This window comes from Muricoccus harenae, from assembly GCF_009848505.1.
Lineage (GTDB): Bacteria > Pseudomonadota > Alphaproteobacteria > Acetobacterales > Acetobacteraceae > Roseomonas > Roseomonas harenae.
Map to the genome: position 1 here is coordinate 15,162 of NZ_WWDL01000039.1, position 17,577 is coordinate 32,738.

The 17,577-nt window shown below is 70.4% G+C and carries 14 protein-coding genes; 12 read left to right on the forward strand and 2 right to left on the reverse strand.

Annotated features, from left to right (window positions below; all coding sequences use genetic code 11):
* The 4 genes from GSE44_RS21845 to bcsD are packed head-to-tail and all read left to right on the forward strand — an operon-like array spanning position 1 to position 9,095.
* Positions 1 to 861, forward strand: coding sequence for a cellulose synthase operon protein YhjQ/BcsQ (locus GSE44_RS21845; RefSeq protein WP_159350959.1), 861 nt, complete (start codon positions 1 to 3; stop codon positions 859 to 861).
* Positions 858 to 5,633: a UDP-forming cellulose synthase catalytic subunit gene (gene bcsA / locus GSE44_RS21850; RefSeq protein WP_159350960.1), complete on the forward strand. Its 4,776-nt coding sequence runs from the start codon at positions 858 to 860 to the stop codon at positions 5,631 to 5,633. The genes GSE44_RS21845 and bcsA overlap by 4 nt, the downstream gene beginning before the upstream one ends.
* Positions 5,630 to 8,641, forward strand: a complete 3,012-nt coding sequence (locus tag GSE44_RS21855) for a cellulose biosynthesis protein BcsC (protein ID WP_159350961.1) — start codon at positions 5,630 to 5,632, stop codon at positions 8,639 to 8,641. Before bcsA ends, GSE44_RS21855 begins: the two co-directional genes overlap by 4 nt.
* A 16-nt stretch (positions 8,642 to 8,657) precedes the next feature.
* Positions 8,658 to 9,095 (forward strand): cellulose biosynthesis protein BcsD, encoded by a 438-nt coding sequence (gene bcsD / locus GSE44_RS21860; protein ID WP_159350962.1) that lies wholly within the window; start codon positions 8,658 to 8,660, stop codon positions 9,093 to 9,095.
* Between the two features lie 29 nt (positions 9,096 to 9,124).
* Here bcsD and GSE44_RS21865 read toward each other — a convergent pair whose 3' ends face one another.
* On the reverse strand, positions 9,125 to 10,021 hold the full coding sequence (locus GSE44_RS21865) for a methyltransferase domain-containing protein (RefSeq protein ID WP_159350963.1): 897 nt from the start codon (positions 10,019 to 10,021) through the stop codon (positions 9,125 to 9,127).
* Between the two features lie 86 nt (positions 10,022 to 10,107).
* Here GSE44_RS21865 and GSE44_RS21870 point away from each other — a divergent pair, with 86 nt between their 5' ends.
* The 3 genes from GSE44_RS21870 to GSE44_RS21880 all read left to right on the forward strand — a co-directional run bounded on the left by GSE44_RS21870 (position 10,108) and on the right by GSE44_RS21880 (position 11,742).
* Positions 10,108 to 10,896 carry a ComF family protein gene (locus GSE44_RS21870; RefSeq protein WP_235925053.1) on the forward strand — a complete coding sequence of 263 codons (789 nt, stop codon included), beginning with the start codon at positions 10,108 to 10,110 and terminating at the stop codon, positions 10,894 to 10,896.
* Positions 10,897 to 10,928: 32 nt separating this feature from the next.
* Positions 10,929 to 11,186 carry a glutaredoxin 3 gene (gene grxC, locus GSE44_RS21875; protein WP_159350964.1) on the forward strand — a complete coding sequence of 86 codons (258 nt, stop codon included), beginning with the start codon at positions 10,929 to 10,931 and terminating at the stop codon, positions 11,184 to 11,186.
* 85 nt (positions 11,187 to 11,271) lie between these two features.
* On the forward strand, positions 11,272 to 11,742 hold the full coding sequence (locus tag GSE44_RS21880; protein ID WP_159350965.1) for a DUF1178 family protein: 471 nt from the start codon (positions 11,272 to 11,274) through the stop codon (positions 11,740 to 11,742).
* 65 nt (positions 11,743 to 11,807) lie between these two features.
* Here the strand turns inward: GSE44_RS21880 and ubiG are convergent, their stop codons facing one another.
* Positions 11,808 to 12,524 carry a bifunctional 2-polyprenyl-6-hydroxyphenol methylase/3-demethylubiquinol 3-O-methyltransferase UbiG gene (ubiG, locus tag GSE44_RS21885; protein ID WP_159350966.1) on the reverse strand — a complete coding sequence of 239 codons (717 nt, stop codon included), beginning with the start codon at positions 12,522 to 12,524 and terminating at the stop codon, positions 11,808 to 11,810.
* Between the two features lie 118 nt (positions 12,525 to 12,642).
* On the opposite strand from ubiG, the gene GSE44_RS21890 reads away from it, so the two are divergent.
* The 5 genes from GSE44_RS21890 (at position 12,643) to GSE44_RS21910 (ending at position 17,495) form a co-directional block, all read left to right on the forward strand.
* Positions 12,643 to 13,863, forward strand: a complete 1,221-nt coding sequence (locus GSE44_RS21890) for an aspartate kinase (RefSeq protein WP_159350967.1) — start codon at positions 12,643 to 12,645, stop codon at positions 13,861 to 13,863.
* A complete protein-coding gene (locus tag GSE44_RS21895; protein WP_159350968.1) occupies positions 13,863 to 14,909 on the forward strand; it encodes an NAD(P)H-dependent flavin oxidoreductase in 1,047 nt (348 codons plus the stop codon). Before GSE44_RS21890 ends, GSE44_RS21895 begins: the two co-directional genes overlap by 1 nt.
* Positions 14,910 to 15,046: 137 nt before the next feature.
* Positions 15,047 to 16,102 (forward strand): helix-turn-helix domain-containing protein, encoded by a 1,056-nt coding sequence (locus GSE44_RS21900; protein ID WP_235925055.1) that lies wholly within the window; start codon positions 15,047 to 15,049, stop codon positions 16,100 to 16,102.
* Positions 16,103 to 16,179: 77 nt separating this feature from the next.
* Positions 16,180 to 17,322: a flavodoxin-dependent (E)-4-hydroxy-3-methylbut-2-enyl-diphosphate synthase gene (gene ispG / locus GSE44_RS21905; RefSeq protein WP_159350970.1), complete on the forward strand. Its 1,143-nt coding sequence runs from the start codon at positions 16,180 to 16,182 to the stop codon at positions 17,320 to 17,322.
* Positions 17,319 to 17,495, forward strand: a complete 177-nt coding sequence (locus GSE44_RS21910; RefSeq protein ID WP_159350971.1) for a hypothetical protein — start codon at positions 17,319 to 17,321, stop codon at positions 17,493 to 17,495. The genes ispG and GSE44_RS21910 overlap by 4 nt, the downstream gene beginning before the upstream one ends.
* Positions 17,496 to 17,577 lie beyond the last annotated feature (82 nt).

Below are 17,577 nucleotides of genomic sequence, written 5' to 3' on the forward strand. Positions count from 1 at the left end.
GTGCCGCTTATCTGCTTCGCGTCGCCCAAGGGCGGCGTCGGAAAGACCACGCTGACTGCAAACCTTGCCGACGCGGTGCAGCGCCTGGGCTACCGGGTGCTGGCTGTCGACCTGGACTCTCAGAACGCCCTCCGCCTGCATTTCGGCGTGCCGCTGACCGACAGGTCTGGCTTCATGGCCGGGCTGCTGCAGAGGGACGGCGACTGGCGCCAGCATCTGCGGCAGACATCCTCGGGCGTGCTGCTGCTCCCCCATGGCGCCCTGGACCTCCGCGGTGCGCTGGACCTCGCTGTGGCGCTTGATCGCGATCCTGAGTTGCTGGGGGCGCCGCTCCGGGAGATGCTGGCCGAGCCGAACCTGGTGGTGATGGCGGATCTCCCGCCCGGCCCGTCCCAGGCGCTGGCCCAGCTGGCGCCGATGGCGACGATGGTGATCGGCGTGCTGCAGGCGGAGGCGATTAGTGCCGCCCTGGTGCCGGACATCGAAAGCGGCCGCTTCCTCGGCACCGGCACCGGCACCATGGCAGCGTTGCTGGCGGGGCGGCTGCGCGTGGTGCTGAATGGCGTCGACCTCGCCTCCCGCCTATCGCGTGCCTCGGCCGAGGCGGTGGCGCGGCACCTGGGCTTCCGCATGCTTGGCGCGATGAGCCGCGAGGAGACAGTGGCCGAAAGCTTGGCCTGCCAGCGCCTGCTGCTCGACCATGCGCCGGAGAGTCGCGCGGCCGCCGATCTCAGCGGGGTGGCGCGGCTGATCGCGTCCGCGCTTCCACCGCCCGCCACCATGGAACGGCCCGGTGCGCCGCTGGCGGCCGGCGAGTCCATGCCAATCCCGCAGTTGTCGACCCTGGAGGCGAGCCGATGAGACGCTTGCGCCGCTCCCTCGGGGGCAGCATCTGGCTCGGCCGTGCGGCCGTGCTGCTGGGCTTCATGCTGGCTTTGCCCTTCATCGTCGCACCGCTTGAGGCGGAGCAGCAGGCCTGGGTTGCTGTCGGCTGTCTGCTCGTCTTCTCGATCTGCTCGCTGGTTCCGGGGAAGGGCTCGCTCGTTTTCCTGTCGCTGCTCTCTGGCGTGATCTCCACGCGCTACATCTACTGGCGCATCACAGACACGCTCGACTACACGAGCTTCTGGTCGACCTTCCTCGGCACCGGCCTGCTGCTCGCCGAGATCTATGCCATCATCGCGCTGCTTCTGTCCTACCTGCAGTCGCTCTGGCCGCTCGATCGCCGTCCGGCGCCGCTGCCGGAGGATCCGGAGGATTGGCCGACCGTCGACATCTTCATCCCGACCTACAATGAGCCGCTGGAGGTGGTGAAGCCGACCGTCTTTGCCGCAATGGCGATGGACTGGCCGCGCCACAAGATGAACGTGGTGCTGCTGGACGACGGCCGGCGCGAGGAGTTCCGCGACTTCTGTGCCCAGGTGGGCTGCGGCTACATGATCCGCCCCGACAACAAGGGCGCAAAGGCCGGCAACATCAACCACGCGCTGTCGAAGACCGATGGCGAATATGTGGTGATCTTCGACTGCGATCACGTCGCCACCCGTGCCTTCCTGCAGATGACCATGGGCTGGATGGTGCGCGATGCCGGCCTCGCCATGGTGCAGACGCCGCACCACTTCTACTCGCCCGATCCGTTCGAGCGGAACCTGGCCTCGGGCACGCGCGTTCCGAATGAGGGATTGCTCTTTTACGGCCTGATCCAGCAGGGCAACGACCTCTGGAACGCTGCCTTTTTCTGCGGTTCCTGCGCCGTGATCCGGCGCGTGGCGCTGGAGCAGGTCGGCGGCGTGCCGACGGAGACGGTGACCGAGGACTGCCATGCCAGCCTCAAGATGCAGCGGCTGGGCTGGCGCACGGCCTATCTGCGGCTGCCGCTGGCTGCGGGCCTCGCGACGGACCGCCTGATCGCGCATATCGGCCAGCGCATGCGCTGGGCGCGCGGGATGGTGCAGATCTTCCGGGTGGAGAATCCGCTGCTTGGGCCGGGGCTCACCATCACGCAGCGTCTCTGCTACGTGGCTTCGATGTGGCACTTCCTTTTTCCGGTGCCGCGCTTCGTCTTCCTCACGGCGCCGCTGGCCTATCTGCTCTTCGCGCAGAACATCATCGCCGCCTCGCCGCTTGCGATCGTCGCCTATGCGGGTCCGCATGTGGTGCACGCGGTTCTCACCAATTCGAAGCTCCAGGCGAAGGTCCGCCACTCCTTCTGGTCGGAGATCTACGAGACTGTGCTCGCGCTCTACCTGCTGCCAGTGGTGCTGACGACGCTGTTCGATCCGAAGCGGGGCAAGTTCAACGTCACGGACAAGGGCGGCACGCTGGAGGAAGGTTACTTCGACCTCCGCGCGACCGGGCCGAACTTCATCCTCGCGATCATCCTGGTGCTCGGCCTTCTCTCCGGCATCTACGGCATGGCAGCGAACCCGCTGGAATCGCTGGAGTTCCAGGCCTGTGCCCTCAACTCATTCTGGGTCGTGCTCTCCCTGCTGATGGTTATGGCGGGCCTCGCCGTCGGGCGCGAGCGGCGGCAGGTGCGCGAGCGTGCCCGCGTCGGTGCCGTCATGCCGGTGGGCGTCGCCCTGCCGGACGGCCGGCTGGTCCCGGGCCAGACTTTGGACGTCTCGCTGGGCGGTGCCGCCGTGGCCGTGCCGCGACCGGACGGTCTTCTGGATAATGCATTCGTGACATTGGAGATCGACTTGGGTCCGGAACGCGTCGCGATCCCCGCCGAAGCCCTGCGCTGGCAGGACGGACGTCTCCAGGTGCGCTTCGCACCTCAGGACATGCGGGACGAGGGAAACATCACCCGCGTGGTGCTCGGCCGCGCAGATGCATGGGTGGACTGGGACGACGTCCGCCACGACCGGCCGCTTCGCTCGCTGGGCGAAGTGGTCCGCAGCATCGGCGGCCTGTTCCGCGGCGACAGCCAGTTCTCCCTGCGCGCCCGCCGTGCCCGCCGCCAGGCAGCCGCCCGGGTGGCCCGGGCGCAGGCGCCGCGCGCCGCCCCGCCGGTCGCCACCGCCGGCATCGTTCCGCGTGGCGTCGAGGCGGCGCAGCGCCGCGCGGCCGAGCGCCTGCGCCGCTCCGCCGCCGTCCTGCTCACGCTCGGCGTCGGCCTGCCGCTCGCGGCCCAGGCGCAGGCGCCACGTAACCAGGCGCCTCCACCGCCGCCTGCGCTCTCCCAGGGTTCCAGGAATCTAAGCTTCGGAAATTCGGGATCTGCCGGCCAGGGCAGTGCCTTCTCGCCGCCGCCGCTCCCGGGGGCGGCTCCGGCCGCACCGGCTGCGGTGCAGGCGCCAGTTGCCCTGCCGCAATTCGCGCCGGCGCCGCTGCCGGGGGCGCTGCCGCAATATGCGCCGACGCCCCAGCCCGGTGGCCTCCCGCACTATGCGCCGTCGCCCGTTGCCGCACCGGTTGCTGTGCCGGCGCCCGTGCCAGTCGCGCCTTCCACCCCCATGACCTTCGGCGCGGATCGTCCGCCGGGCGCCGGCTCCCGCACCGAGACGCGGACCCTGCGCCAGCTGGGCTTGCGTAGCCCGATGCAGTTGCGCGGCCTGGCCGACCTGCAGGGCATCCTGTTTGGCATCCGCTCGGATGAGGTGGTGACGGGCGCGAAGCTGACGCTGCAGGGCGCGACCAGCCCCGCGCTGATCCCCGAGCTGTCGCAGATCGCCATCACGATCAACGAGCAGTTTGTCGGCACGATTACTCCGGACCGTGCGCGCCCGGCCTTCGGTCCATTGGAATTCCAGATCAACCCCGTCTTCTTCGCCGACAGCAACCGGTTGAACGTGCGCTTTACCGGCCGCTATGCGGTTGAATGCAACGACCCTCTCTCGGGCCTACTCTGGTCGACGGTCTCCGACCTCTCGACACTGCAGCTCACGCTTGAGCGCCTGCCGCTGACGCGCGACCTTGCCCGCCTGCCGGAGCCCTTCTTCGATCCGCGCCTGCTGCGCGAGCCGCTGGTGCTGCCGGTGGTTATGGCGGACGGCGCCGGCAACGATGCCGTGCGGGCCTCGATCATCGCGTCGTCCTGGTTCGCCGTGCAGGCGGATTACCGCGGCTCAAGCTTCCCGGTGAGCTCCGTCGTGCCCTCGCGCGGCAATGCCATCGTCATCGCGACCGGCTCGGATTCCCTGCCGGGCCTCGCCCTGCCGCGGATGGATGGGCCGACCCTCGCCATCATCCCGAATCCGAACGACGCGAATGCCGTGCTGCTGCTCGTCGGCGGCCGCTCGGGTGCCGAGGCGGCCGTGGCCGCGCAGGTGCTGGCGACCGGCAAGGAAGGCCTCTCGGGCGAGACGGCAACGGTGCAGGTGAACGAACTTCCCGCACGCCAGCCCTATGATGCCCCGCGCTGGATCCGCAATGACCGCCCGGTCCGCTTCGGCGAGCTGGTCGATCCTTCGGAGCTGCAGTCCTACGGCTATGCGCCGGGCCCGGTTTCCGTGCCCTTCCGCACGGCGCCGGACCTCTACACCTTCCGCGACCGCAACCTGCCCGTGGACGTGCGCTTCCGTGCCCCTCCTGGCCCGATCATGGACCTCGCCGTCTCGCGCCTCGACGCCGCGCTGAACGACGTGTACCTGAAGTCCTTCCCGCTGCGGGAAGGCGAGGCTGGCTGGCCCTGGAATTGGGTCTACCGCCAGGTGGGCAGCACGACCGGCGCCGATCGCGGGCAGGGCGAGGTGGGGCTGCCGCCCTACTTAGTCTTCGGCCTGAACGAGCTGCAGTTCCGCTTTGACCTGCGGCCGCTGCACCGTGGCGACTGCGTCAGCACGCCGGGCGATATCCGCTCCTCGATCGATCCGGACAGCACGATCGATCTCTCGGCGGCCTACCGCTACACCGAGCTGCCGAACCTCGCCTATTTTGTTGGCAGCGGCTTTCCCTATACGAAGATGGCCGACCTCTCCTCCACGGCCGTGGTCCTGCCGGATCGTGCGAGCGCGCTGGAGATTTCCTCTACCCTGAATCTCATCGGGCGCCTGTCCGCCATCGTCGGCTATCCCGCGACGCGGATCGACGTCGTCCGGCCAGGCGGCGTGGAGGCGGTTGCCGCGCGTGACCTGATCGTGGTCGGCGCGCTCAACCGCCAGCCGGCCCTGTCCGCCCTGCTGCGGGATGGGCCGATTACGGTCGAGGGCAATCGCATCAGCGTGGCCCTGCCGGATGCGCTGGACAGCTTCCGCAACATCTTCATCTCCGACGACCGCCGGCTGGACCGCGAGCGGCTGACCGCCACGCTGGGCGGCACCGGCGGAGAAGGGAGCGGGATGCTGATTGGCTTCCAGAGCCCGCTGAACTCCGAGCGGTCGGTCATCGCGCTGACGGGTTCCAGCCCGCAAGGCATGGAGTCCATGGTCGGCGCGCTTCGCGATCCAGACATGCAGCCGCGCATCCAGGGCGACGTGGCGCATCTGGTGAACGGGCGGGTGGAGTCCTTCAAAGTCTCCCGGAACTACGGGGTGGGCAGCCTTCCCATCACCCTGCTGCCCCAGCGCTACCTGACGACGCGGCCGGATCTCATGCTGGGCCTGCTGATCGTCGCGGCGCTGGTTATCGCCATCCCGCTCTACTGGACACTGCGCCGGCGTGCCGTACGCCGGCTGAGGATCCGTTCATGAACTCCTTGAGAAACCGTCTCCTGGCCGCTGCCGCGACAGTCGCGGCTCTCGGGGCTGTTGTACCGGCACTGTCACAGGCTGGCAGGGTGGTTCCGGGACAGGCCCTTCCCGATGGGGCGGTCCAGGGCCCGGCGCAGGCCTCCCCGGGGATGCAGGCGCTCGAGGCCGGTGATCTGGCTCAGGCGGCGAAGCTCTTCGAGGCGGTGCTGACCCGTGACCCGAACGACGCCGCGGCGCTGGGGGGGCTCGGCCTTGCCCGGCTGCGGCAGGGGCGTCCGACCGAGGCCCGGGACCTTCTCGCGCGTGCCGCGAACGGTGAGGCGGGCCGCTGGTCCTCAGCTCTGGATGCTGCCTCCTTCGCCACGGAGTTGGCCGAGGGGCGGCGCCGGATGGCGCAGGGCGAGATGGATGCAGCCGAGGGGCTGTTGCTCCGCGCCGCACGGCGCGACACGCCGCGCCAGGCCGAGGCCGAGGTGATCCTTGGCGAGATCGCCCTTCGCCGGGGTGAGGCTGAGGAGGCTGAGAGCCGCTTCCGCGCCGCCCTCTATCGCCGGCCGGCTCTTTCGGCGGCCCAGCAGGGCCTGCTGGAAAGCTTCCGCCGCCAGGGGCGCATTGCCGAGGCCGCCTCCCTGTCCCACCAGATCGCGCGCGGTGGCTCGGCTGAGGCCGATGCATTGCGTGCGGAGGCGGGCCGCACCGAGGATCCCGAGGCGGCGCTGCGCCTGCTCCGCTATGCGCTGGCAGCCACACCCGGCAGCGCTTGGGCTCGGCTGGACCTTGCGCGCCTGCTTGCCCGGCAGGGCCGGGCAGGAGAGGCGCGGGCGGTGATTGATGAGGCGCTGACAGCAGCTCCGGCCGCAGAAGCTGCCCAGGCCATCGCGCTGATCGCCGAGGAAGATGGGCGGGTTTCGGATGGGCTCCGTGCCCTGGAGCGCATCCCGGCGCGGATACGCAGTGCCGACCAGTCCCGCCTTCTGCGCAGCCTTCGCTGGCAGGCGGAAATGGCCGAGCTGGCCGGCGCCGCGCCGGCTGAGGCGCGTCGTGCGCTGCTCGCCCTGGCCGCGCGTCCTGACCCGACCGGCCAGGCGGGGTTGCGCGTGGTGCGCGCCCTGGCCCGCGCGGGCGACCGCGAGGGCGCGGCCGAGGCGCTGCGCCTGACCCTGGCCGCGAATGGTGGCGGGTCCGTTCCCGTTCGGATCGCCCTGGCGGGCGCGCTTTCCGATGGAGGCATGGAGCGTGAGGCCGCCAGCCTGCTTGGGACCCTGACCTCCGACGCAACTCTGCCGGCCGCGCAGCGCCGGCAGATGGCCTTCCTGCTGAACCTCTCCGCCCCGGCCCAGCTTGCCGCCGCGCCGGAACCGGTGGCGCGGCCCGTGCCGATCGAAGCCGAGCCGGCGCGCCTCTATCAGGGGGCGCGCGACCCGCGCGTGGCTCGGCGCATTGCGGAGGCCGTGCTGCAGCGCGACCCGCGCAATGCCGAGGCTCGTGTCGGCGCAATCGAGGCTGCTCTGGCGCAGCGCGACCTGAATGCGGCCGAGATGATGCTGGCCGAGGGCCGGCTTCTGAATGCCAGCGACCCGCGCGTCTCGGTGGTGGAGGCGCGGCTGGCCCGCCTCTCGGGCGATGGCCGTCGCGCGCAGACGGCGCTGCGGCTCGCGGCAGACCAGCGGCGCGCGCAGATCAATGGCGGCGGGACCTATGCGATGGCACCAGCCGCGTCGCGGAGCCGCACCATGCTTGCCGGGGACGGGCAGGGCTCGTCCTTCGTGCCGCTGGATGCCAACCCGGCGAGCGCCGGGGCGGGCGGCGTGACCCCGAGCCAGCTCCGTGCCTCGGAGGATCCGCTGCTGAGCGAAATCGGCAGGCAGCTCGCCGAGGTGAATGAACAGGTCTCCGGCCGCGTCGTGCCGAACTTCGCCTTCCGGGCGCGCTCGGGAATTGGCGGGTTGGAGCGGCTGACCGAATATGGCGGTGGTGCCGAGGCCGCGATGCCTCTGCCGGGGGTCGGCGGCGAGCTGAGTGCGCGCGTCCATGCGGTGACGATCGATGCAGGGCGGCTCGATCCTTCGGTCGCCAATCTGCGCCGCTTCGGGACGAACGCCGTGGAGCTTACCCGGCCTGGCGGCCCCAGCCTCCCCTTGGCCTCGCTGGCGCCTCGGGACAGTACCGCGGCCGGTGTCGGTCTCGGGATCGCCTATGCGCGCAGCGGCGTGACGGTGGATCTCGGCTCCACGCCGCTTGGCTTCCGGGAGCAGAACATTCTCGGCGGCATCGAGGTGGTGCCGCGCTTGTCGGAGACCTCGCAGATCCGCCTGCGGGCGGAGCGGCGCTCGGTGACAGACAGCCTGCTCTCCTGGTCGGGCATGCGCGACCGGGCTTCGGGCCGTTCCTTCGGCGGCGTCGTCCGCGACACGGCCTATGGCCAGTACGAGTATTACTCCGGCAACACGGGTGCCTATGTCGGCGCCGGCTACTCCTCCATCACCGGCAACAATGTCGCCGACAACAGCCGGTGGCAGGTGAATGCCGGCGTCAGCCAAGCGATCTTCCGCACGGCTGACGAGGAGCTCGTCACCGGCCTAGACCTCAACTACTTCGCCTATGACAAGAACCTGCGCCTCTTCACACTCGGCCATGGCGGGTATTTCAGCCCGCAGACCTATGTGAACGCTTCCATCCCGCTCGACTACCGCGCGCGGAACGGCAACCTGGCCTATCGCCTCGGCGCCAGCATCGGCGTGAACTACTTTCATGAGAAGCGCAGTCCGCTCTTCCCCACCAATGGCGCGATGCAGGCCGTTGCGGAGGCCGCGGCGGCGGCGGACCCTACGGTCTCCGCCTTCTACCCCTCCCAGCGGGATACCACCCTGGCGGCTGGCGTGCGGGCCGACATCGAATATGCCCTCACCCCGTCGCTCCGGATCGGCGCTTCGGTCCGGTATGACCGTTCCGCCGATTACAACGAGACGCGTGGACTGATCTATGCCCGCTATCGCTTCGACCCGTGAGGAGGCGCCGCGCCCGATGACCTCCACTCCCGAACCCCGTCCGGAATGGGAGGGCCTGCTCCGGGCCCTGCTGGATACCCTGGACGCCCATATGCAAGGCCCTGAGCGTGCCGTGTTGCTGCGCGCCATCGGCGCCCGTATCGCCGCCCTGTCGCCCATCCCGCCGGAGGACACGCTCTCCGGGCTGGAGGCGCGGATTAACGAGCGGCTGGCCGGCCCCCGCTGGGGGACTGTGTCCATCGCCGTGGATTCGGGCGGTCCCGCCCTCGTGCTGACCCATGCGGCGCCGCCGGTGCTGCCCACCGCCACGGACGAGTCCGGGGAGTGGATGGGGCCGGTGCTGGAGGGGCTTCATGCGAGCTGGATCGCCGCGCAGCCGGGCGCTGAGCCCGAGGTCGAGGCGCATCTCGTCAGCGTCGGCGCCGAGGGCATGGTGCTGCGCTACGGCGCCTGACCCCTGTCTCCGGCCGCGGAAGGGCGGCTCTATCCCGGGGCTTCGCCCGTTCCCCGCTCGGTGACGCCAAGTGCATTGGAAAGCCGAACATTGGCGCTGCCGCGCCGGGCGGGGCGCGGCTGGTCCGGCCCCGGGCTCCAGCCGGTGAGGGTGAGCAGACGCAGCGTGGCGGGCACCCCCTCCGGCCCTGCCGGAAGAGCGGACAGAGCAGCCGGGAACAAGGCGCGCGGCGGCGTGCGCGTGTCACGCGCCAAGATGGCGCTGGTTTCCCCCGCCGCCTGGAGGTCCCGGAGGAGCATCAGCGGATCACGATAGGCGAGGGCTATATCCTCGATATCCGCGACGGGCAGGGCGAAGCCGGCGCGCTGCAGCAGCGCCGCGCCGTCCCGCAACTCCGGGAAGGGCGATACACGGGGAGAGGCCCCGCCGCGCAAGGTCGCATCGGCAGCGGTGAGAGCCTCGCGCAGCGGCTGCAGCGTGCCCAGAGCGGGCAGGCTGGCAAGGAAGAGCCCGTCCGGTGCCATGGCGCGGCGGATCTGGCTCAAGGCCCCCGGCAGGTCGTTCACCCAGTGCAGGCAGAAATTCGCGACCACCAGGTCGAAACTCCCCGCGGCGAAGGGCAGCCATTCCTCGTCCCCAGCGACGGGCATCCCTCCGGCAATCCCCGCCTGCCGGGCGGACAGGTCCATCGAGGCCACGAAGCCGATGCCCCGCGCCTTCAGGGCCGGCACGACGAAGCCGCGGCCGCCGATCTCGAGGGCGCGGTCGAAGCGGCGCGTGGTGTCGTCCAGCCGGTCGAGCAGCCGGTCCGTCGCGGCCTCGATCACCGGCGCCACGCGGTGCTGCGTGGCGACGGCACGGTCACGGCGGCGGCGCAGCAGGGGGCGATCGAAGATGAGATGGGGCTGGTCGCTCATGCTGCGCATATGTCGCCGCGGGGGGCGGGCCGCCAGGGGCACTTCCCGCGCCACGGCCGGCGGTCCTAGAATCCGGCATCGGGACGGGGGCGAACATGCCGATTGCGGCCGCCATGGCCGGGGCGACACGGCTGGCGCGGCTGGGCGCAGGCGGGCTGCTGGACGCGCTGCTGCCGCCGCACTGCCTGTCCTGCGACTCGCCCGTGCTGGAGCAGGACGCGGTCTGCGCCACCTGCTTTCGCGGCCTGCACCTGATCGTCCCGCCGCTCTGCCGGCATTGCGGCGTCCCCTTCGAGCATGAGGGGCAGGGGGAGGATGGGCTCTGCCCCGCCTGCCTGGCCGCCCCGCCGCCCTTTGAGCGGGCGCGGGCCGCCTTTGCCTATAACGAGGGGCTGGCACGGCTCGTGCTCCCCCTGAAGCATGGCGACCGGACGGAGCTTGCCCGGCCGCTGGCCCGGCACATGGCACGGGCCGGTGCGGCTCTCCTCGCCGAGGCTGATCTGATTGTGCCGGTGCCGCTGCACCGCTGGCGGCTCTTCGCACGCCGCTACAACCAATCGGCCCTGCTGGCCCTGCACCTGGGGAAGATGGCGCGTCGGCCGGTCCTGCCGGATGCACTGCGGCGGGTGCGGGCGACGCCGTCCCTCGGCAGCCTCGGGGCTGAGGCACGCCACCTCGCGATGGAGGAGGCAATCCGCGTGGCGCCGCGCGCCCCGTCGCGGATCGCCGGCCGCCGCCTGCTGCTGGTGGATGACGTGCTGACCAGTGGCGCGACCGCCGGGGCCTGCGCGGCCGCGCTGCTGTCCACCGGGGCCGCGCAGGTGGATTTGCTGACCGTGGCGCGCGTGCCCGATCCGCGCCTGTCGGGCAGCGGGCTGCCTTGAAGGATCGCGCGAAGTGAACGAAATGAACCCTCATGGCCCAAATTGAGATCTACACCACCCCCTTCTGCCCCTATTGCTCGCGCGCCAAGGCGTTGCTGGCGCGCAAGGGCGTCGCCTTCCAGGAAATCGACGCACCGAATGGCTCCGAAGCCCGCAAGGCCGCGATCGAGCGCTCGGGCGGTAAGACCACGGTGCCGCAGATCTTCATCGACGGCCGCGCGATCGGCGGCTCGGATGATCTCGCGGCGTTGGACCGCGCCGGCAAGCTGGACCCGCTGCTGGCCGCCTGAACTCCGTGTTGCGACGCTCTGGCCCTGCGCGCGTTGGAATGCCAGAACGGGGCGAGCGATGCTTCCGGGATCCGCAAGAACTTCGATGATCCATTACCAATTGCGCTGCAGCCAGGACCACGGCTTCGACGGGTGGTTCAAGGACAGCGCCGCCTTCGAGAAGCTGGCGGCGGCCGGGATGGTCGACTGCCCCGTCTGCGGCGACACGCGGGCGCGGCGGGACCTGATGGCGCCTGCCATCGCCAAGGGCCGCGCGGAGCCTGCCCCTGCCAGGCCGCCGCAGGAAGCCCCCGAGCCGGCGGCCGAGGCGCCTACCGCAACGGCTGGCCCCATGCCGGCGCAGATCGTCGCCCTGCTGCAGCGCATGCGGGCCGAGATCGAGAAGAACTGTGACCATGTCGGCCGCGACTTCGCCGAGGAGGCGCGGCGGATGCATCGCGGCGAGAGCGAACGGCGCGGCATCTATGGCGAGGCGACCTCCGAGGAGGCCGAGTCGCTGGCCGACGAGGGAATCGAGATCGGCCAGATCCCCTGGGTTCCGCGAGCGGACGGGTAGCGCCCTCCGGTCCGGCTGAGGCGGCGGGCTTGTCCCGCCCCTGGTTTGCCTGATCGGGCGGCCGGTCAGTCCTTCCTCGCGGCCATGATGTAGTTCACTGCCGTGTCGCGGCTTTCCCGCCAGTTTCTCGTAAGCGGTTCGGGCACCATCCCCGCGACATCCGTCACCCGCAGCCCGGCGCGCCGAAGGCCGGCGCCCAGCTCGGCCGGGGTGACGAACATCTTCCAGTCATGCGTGCCGCGCGGCAGCAGCCGCAGCAGGTATTCGGCGCCGAGTTTTGCGAAGAGGAAGCTGCGCGCCGTGCGGTTCAGGGTGGAGAGGAACACCATGCCGCCCGGCCGCACCGAGCGGGCCAGAGAGGCGAGGAAGGCGTCGCGGTCGGCCACATGCTCGATTACCTCCAGCGCCGTCACGGCGTCGAACTGCCCAGAGAGATCTTCCGGCCGGCCCTGGCGGTAGTCGATGGAAAGCCCCGCCTGGCTGGCATGGGCGCGGGCGGCGGCCAGGGCCTCGGGAGCCATGTCCAGCCCGGTGACGCGCGCCCCCCGGCGGGCCAGCGCCTCGGACGCCAGCCCGGCCCCGCAACCGACATCGAGGAGGGTCAGCCCGGCCAGCGCCACGGGATCGCGGCCGGTCGCCGAGGCAATCCGCTCCGCGATCCAGCTGATGCGGAGGGGATTCATGGCATGCAGCGGGGCCATGGGGCCGCGCGGGTTCCACCATTCGGACGCCAGCGCGTCGAATTTGGCGACCTCGCCCTCCAGCACCGTGCCTTGCGCCATGGAATCCCCCTGGGATGCCCTCCAGGTTGCTCCGGGGGGCCGGGGCCGGTATCTGTGCCGCCCCGCGCCGGGACGCAACCCGCGCCCCCCTTTTGATCCGGCAGTTCCCGACACCCTGATGGCACGCATCGTGATGAAGTTCGGCGGCACTTCCGTCGCCGACCTGGACCGTATCCGCAACGTCGCCAACCGCGTGAAGCGCGAGGTGGAGGCTGGCCATGAGGTGGCCGTCGTCGTCTCCGCCATGTCAGGCGTCACCAACCAGCTGGTGAAATGGTGCACCGATCTGTCGCCGCTGCATGACGCGCGGGAATACGACACGGTGGTCGCGACCGGCGAGCAGGTGACGACAGGTCTGCTGGCCATCGCGCTGCAGACCATCGGCGTCGATGCCCGCTCCTGGCAGGGCTGGCAGGCAGGCATCCGCACCGATGGCGCCCATGGCAAGGCGCGGGTGGAGGAGATCGAGGGCTCGCGGCTGGTCGAGCGCATGGGGCAGGGCCAGGTGCCGGTGATCGCCGGCTTCCAGGGAATCGGCCCGCGCGAGCGGATCACGACGCTGGGTCGCGGCGGCTCAGACCTATCGGCCGTGGCCGTGGCCGCCGCCGTGCGTGCCGACCGGTGCGACATCTATACGGACGTGGACGGCATCTACACGACCGATCCGCGCATCGTGCCGCGGGCGCGCAAACTGGCCGCCGTGGCCTATGAGGAGATGCTCGAACTGGCATCGGTCGGCGCCAAGGTGCTGCAGACCCGGTCGGTCGAGCTGGCGATGAAGCAGAAGGTGCGGGTTCAGGTTCTGTCCTCCTTCGAGGACAAGCCTGGCTCGCTGGTGGTGGACGAGGACGAGATCGTGGAAAAGCCCCTGGTGACGGGCGTCGCCTATAGCCGCGACGAGGCGAAGGTCACGCTGCGGCGGGTGCCGGACAAGCCCGGCATTGCGGCGACCGTGTTCGGCCCGCTGGCCGATGCGAATGTGAATGTCGACATGATCGTGCAGAACCTCGGTTCCGACGGCACGACGGACATGACCTTCACGGTCGGCAAGACCGACCTGCCGCGCGCGCGGGAGGTGCTGGAGAAGTCACGCCCGGAGATCGGCTATAGCGAGGTGCTGGCCGATCCGGAGGTGACGAAGATCTCCATCGTCGGCATCGGCATGCGCAGCCATGCGGGCGTGGCTGCGACCATGTTCAAGACGCTGGCGGAGAAGGGGATCAACATCCAGGTCATCTCCACCAGCGAGATCAAGACCAGCGTGCTGGTCGGCACCGAGTATACTGAGCTGGCGGTGCGCGCCCTGCACACCGCCTACGGGCTGGACGCCCCCGTCTGATGCCGATGGACGTGGAAGCCCCGCCGGCCATGGCGGATGCCCGGGCGCGGCTGGGTGCGCTGATGACGCGGGGTGCCGCCTTCCTCGGCAGTCGCGTGGCGATCATGGGTGGCGCCATGTCCTGGATCAGCGAGCGCAACCTTGTCGCCGCGCTGTCCAATGCCGGCGCCTTCGGGGTGATCGCCTGCGGGGCTATGGAGCCGGAGAGGCTGGCCGAGGAGATCGCGGCCACCCAGGCGCTGACGGACAAGCCCTTCGGCGTGAACCTCATCACCATGCATCCGCGCCTCGATGCGCTGGTCGATGTGTGCCTGGCGGCGAAGGTCGGCCATATCGTCTTTGCCGGCGGCATCCCGCCCACGCCTGCGATCCGCAAGGCCAAGGAGGGCGGCGCCAAGGTGGTCTGCTTCGCGCCGGCGCTGGCGCTTGCGAAGAAGCTGGTCCGCTCGGGTGCCGATGCGCTGGTGATCGAGGGCTCTGAGGCCGGCGGCCATATCGGCCCCGTCTCGCTCAACGTGCTGGCGCAGGAGATCCTGCCGAGCATGGCTGCCGAGGTGCCGGTCTTCGTGGCCGGTGGCATCGGGCGTGGCGAGGCGCTGCTCTCCTACCTGGAGATGGGCGCCGCCGGCGCACAGATCGGCACGCGCTTCGTCTGCGCGACCGAGAGCATCGCCCATCCGAAGTTCAAGCAAGCATTCATCCGCGGCGCCGCGCGCGACGCGCTGCCGACGATCCAACTTGACGAGCGCTTCCCGGTTATCCCTGTGCGGGCCCTGCAGAACGAGGGCACCAAGCGCTTCCTCGAGCACCAAGGCGAGGTGATCCGGCGCCACCGTACCGGTGAGCTCGACAAGACGGCTGCCCAACTCGACATCGAGCATTTCTGGGCCGGCGCGCTCCGCCGCGCGGTGATCGACGGCGATGTGGAGAACGGCTCCCTCATGGCCGGGCAGAGCGTCGGCATGGTCACGCAGGAAGCCCCGGCCGCCGAGATCGTGGCGCAGCTGATGGACCAGGCAGCGGCGGCGCTGGCGGCACGGGGTTAGCCGCGCACGGCCCGCTGGATCGAGGCGCGCCGGCTTGACGCGCCACGGGGCCCAAATGTGTCCGGGCGCGGGGCTTCCGTGGCCGGACGGGGCGCGTTAGAGGTGCGCTTCCCACCCCTAGAAGTTCCGTTTTCCCGATGGTGAAGCCCGACATGACGACGGCGGAGGCGGCCCGGGTGGGCGAGGAGCTTCGGGATGCCCGGCTCGCCCTCGGGGCGACGCTGGAGGAGGTGGCCGACAACCTCCGCATCAACCGCCGCTATCTCGCAGCACTCGAGGAAGGCCGCAGCCGGGACCTGCCCGGCCCGGCCTATGCCCTCGGCTTCGTGCGGACCTATGCGCGGGCCCTTGGCCTGGATGCCGACAACCTGGCGCGGCGCTATCGCGAGAACGGGCCGGCGAGTCGCAGCCGCACGGACCTCGTCTTCCCTGAGCCGGTTCCGGAGCGTGGCATCCCGGCCGGGGTGGTGATCCTGATCGGCATGATCATCATGGTCGGTGCCTATGCCGTTTGGTGGAATTGGAGCGGCTCGGCCGACCGCATGGTCGACGAGGTGCCGCCGCCACCGGCCAGGGTGGAGCAGGCGGCGCGTGGTGCGACGCAGTCCCTCCCGGCCACCGATACCGCGCCGGTGCTGCCGCCGACCCTTGGTCAGGCGACTCCGGGCGCCGGGGCCGGCCGCCCAGGCGTGACCCCGCCGCCGCCCAGTGGGCCCGCCGGAAATGCGCAGGCAATCCCGCCAACGGGGCCCGCCATGCCTCCAGCGGGCGCGCCCCCCACCACCGCCTCAGCCAGCCCGACCCAGCGTCCGAGTGGCCTTCCGGCCACAGGGCCGGTACCGGCTCCGGCACCGCCGGCCGCGCCAACCACCCCGGCCGCGCCGGCGGAACCACCCAGCCGGATCACCCTGCGGGCCACCGACGAATCCTGGGTGCAGATCCGCGACCCGCGATCCGGCCAGACCGTGCTGAACCGCGTGCTTCGTCCCGGGGAGAGCTTCCCCGTGCCGCGCGACGGGCTGGTGATGACCACTGGCAAGGCGCAGGGGCTGGAGCTGGTGGTGGATGGCCAGCCCAGCCAGGCCCTCGCCGGGCGCGTCGGCGTGGTGCGGGACGTGGCCCTGAACCCGGACCAGCTCCGCCAGCCCCGCGCCGGGGCCGGGGCAGCCAGCGGCGCGGCGCCGGGCCGCTAGGCTGCGGAAGGCTGCCACTCTTGGCCTGGATGGCCTAGGCTGCCATATCGACGAGGCACTTCGGGGAAGACCCGCGCATGTCCTACCGCCCGTATCAGCAGATCGAGCGTCGCAAATCCCGCCAGATCATGGTGGGCAACGTGCCGGTGGGGGGCGACGCGCCCATCACCGTCCAGACGATGACGAACACCCCCACCGAGGATGCTGAGGCGACGATCGCCCAGATCCGGCGCGCCGAGTTGGCGGGGGTGGACATCGTCCGCGTCTCCTGCCCGACCGAGGAAGCCACTGCCGCCCTCGCCGAGATCGTGCGGGAGGTGAATGTCCCGGTCGTCGCCGACATCCATTTCCACTACCGTCGCGCCATCGAGGCCGCGAAGGCCGGCGCCGCCTGCCTGCGGATCAACCCAGGCAATATCGGCTCGGCCGAGCGGGTGAAGGAGGTGGTGAAGGCGGCGCGGGACTACGGCTGCTCCATCCGCATCGGCGTGAATGCCGGGTCGCTGGAGAAGCACCTGCTGGAGAAATACGGGGAGCCGAACCCGGAGGCGCTGGTCGAGAGTGCTCTCTGGCATGCCGACCACCTGCTGCAGAACGACTTCCACGAGTTCAAGATCAGCGTGAAGGCGAGCGACGTCTTCCTCGCTGTTGCGGCTTATCAGCAGCTGGCGGAGGCCTGCGACCATCCGCTGCATATCGGCATTACCGAGGCCGGCGGGCGGCGGACCGGCACGGTGAAGTCCTCCATCGGCCTCGGCAACCTGCTCTGGGCCGGGGTGGGCGACACGCTGCGCGTCTCCCTTTCGGCCGAGCCCGAGGAGGAGGTGCATGTCGGCTGGGACATCCTGAAGTCGTTGGGCATCCGGCACCGGGGCGTGAAAATCATCTCCTGCCCGTCCTGCGCACGGCAGGGCTTCAACGTCATCAAGACGGTGGAGGCGCTGGAGGAACGGCTGGCCCATATCGAGCAGCCCATCACCCTCTCCATCATCGGCTGCGTGGTGAACGGGCCGGGCGAGGCGCTGATGACCGATATCGGCCTCACGGGCGGCGGGGCAGGGACCCATATGGTCTACTCCGCCGGCAAGACCAGCCACACCACCAAGAGCGACGAGATGGTCGACCACATCGTCTCGCTGGTGGAGGCGAAGGCGGCTGTGCTGGCGGCGGAGAAGGAGGCGGCCAAGGCTGCGGCCGCGATGGTGGAGGCGGCGGAATGACCTCGGCCGAGCAAGACCAGCATCCGGTCCTGGCAGCCATGGAGCAGGCTATCCTCGACCTCCTGGAGGAGTTCGAGGAAGGACATGGCGCCATGGACGAGCGGGATGCCGAGGTGTTCGAGGCGGCGAAGGAGCGCTTGCGCCAGGCCGTCGCGCTCCTCCGGGAGGGCTGACCGGCCTCAGTGCCGTCCCACAGTCCTTCGACGAGGAACCAGGGTATGGCGGGGCAGGGGAAGGGACGCCCATGCCGCAACG

Coding starts and splice junctions, on each gene's coding strand:
- bcsA (WP_159350960.1), top strand. CDS start 858: ATGAGACGCTTGCGCCGCTCCCTCGGGGGCAGCATCTGGCTCGGCCGT.
- GSE44_RS21855 (WP_159350961.1), top strand. CDS start 5,630: ATGAACTCCTTGAGAAACCGTCTCCTGGCCGCTGCCGCGACAGTCGCG.
- bcsD (WP_159350962.1), top strand. CDS start 8,658: ATGACCTCCACTCCCGAACCCCGTCCGGAATGGGAGGGCCTGCTCCGG.
- GSE44_RS21865 (WP_159350963.1), bottom strand. CDS start 10,021: ATGCGCAGCATGAGCGACCAGCCCCATCTCATCTTCGATCGCCCCCTG.
- GSE44_RS21870 (WP_235925053.1), top strand. CDS start 10,108: ATGCCGATTGCGGCCGCCATGGCCGGGGCGACACGGCTGGCGCGGCTG.
- grxC (WP_159350964.1), top strand. CDS start 10,929: ATGGCCCAAATTGAGATCTACACCACCCCCTTCTGCCCCTATTGCTCG.
- GSE44_RS21880 (WP_159350965.1), top strand. CDS start 11,272: ATGATCCATTACCAATTGCGCTGCAGCCAGGACCACGGCTTCGACGGG.
- ubiG (WP_159350966.1), bottom strand. CDS start 12,524: ATGGCGCAAGGCACGGTGCTGGAGGGCGAGGTCGCCAAATTCGACGCG.
- GSE44_RS21890 (WP_159350967.1), top strand. CDS start 12,643: ATGGCACGCATCGTGATGAAGTTCGGCGGCACTTCCGTCGCCGACCTG.
- GSE44_RS21895 (WP_159350968.1), top strand. CDS start 13,863: ATGCCGATGGACGTGGAAGCCCCGCCGGCCATGGCGGATGCCCGGGCG.
- GSE44_RS21900 (WP_235925055.1), top strand. CDS start 15,047: ATGGTGAAGCCCGACATGACGACGGCGGAGGCGGCCCGGGTGGGCGAG.
- ispG (WP_159350970.1), top strand. CDS start 16,180: ATGTCCTACCGCCCGTATCAGCAGATCGAGCGTCGCAAATCCCGCCAG.
- GSE44_RS21910 (WP_159350971.1), top strand. CDS start 17,319: ATGACCTCGGCCGAGCAAGACCAGCATCCGGTCCTGGCAGCCATGGAG.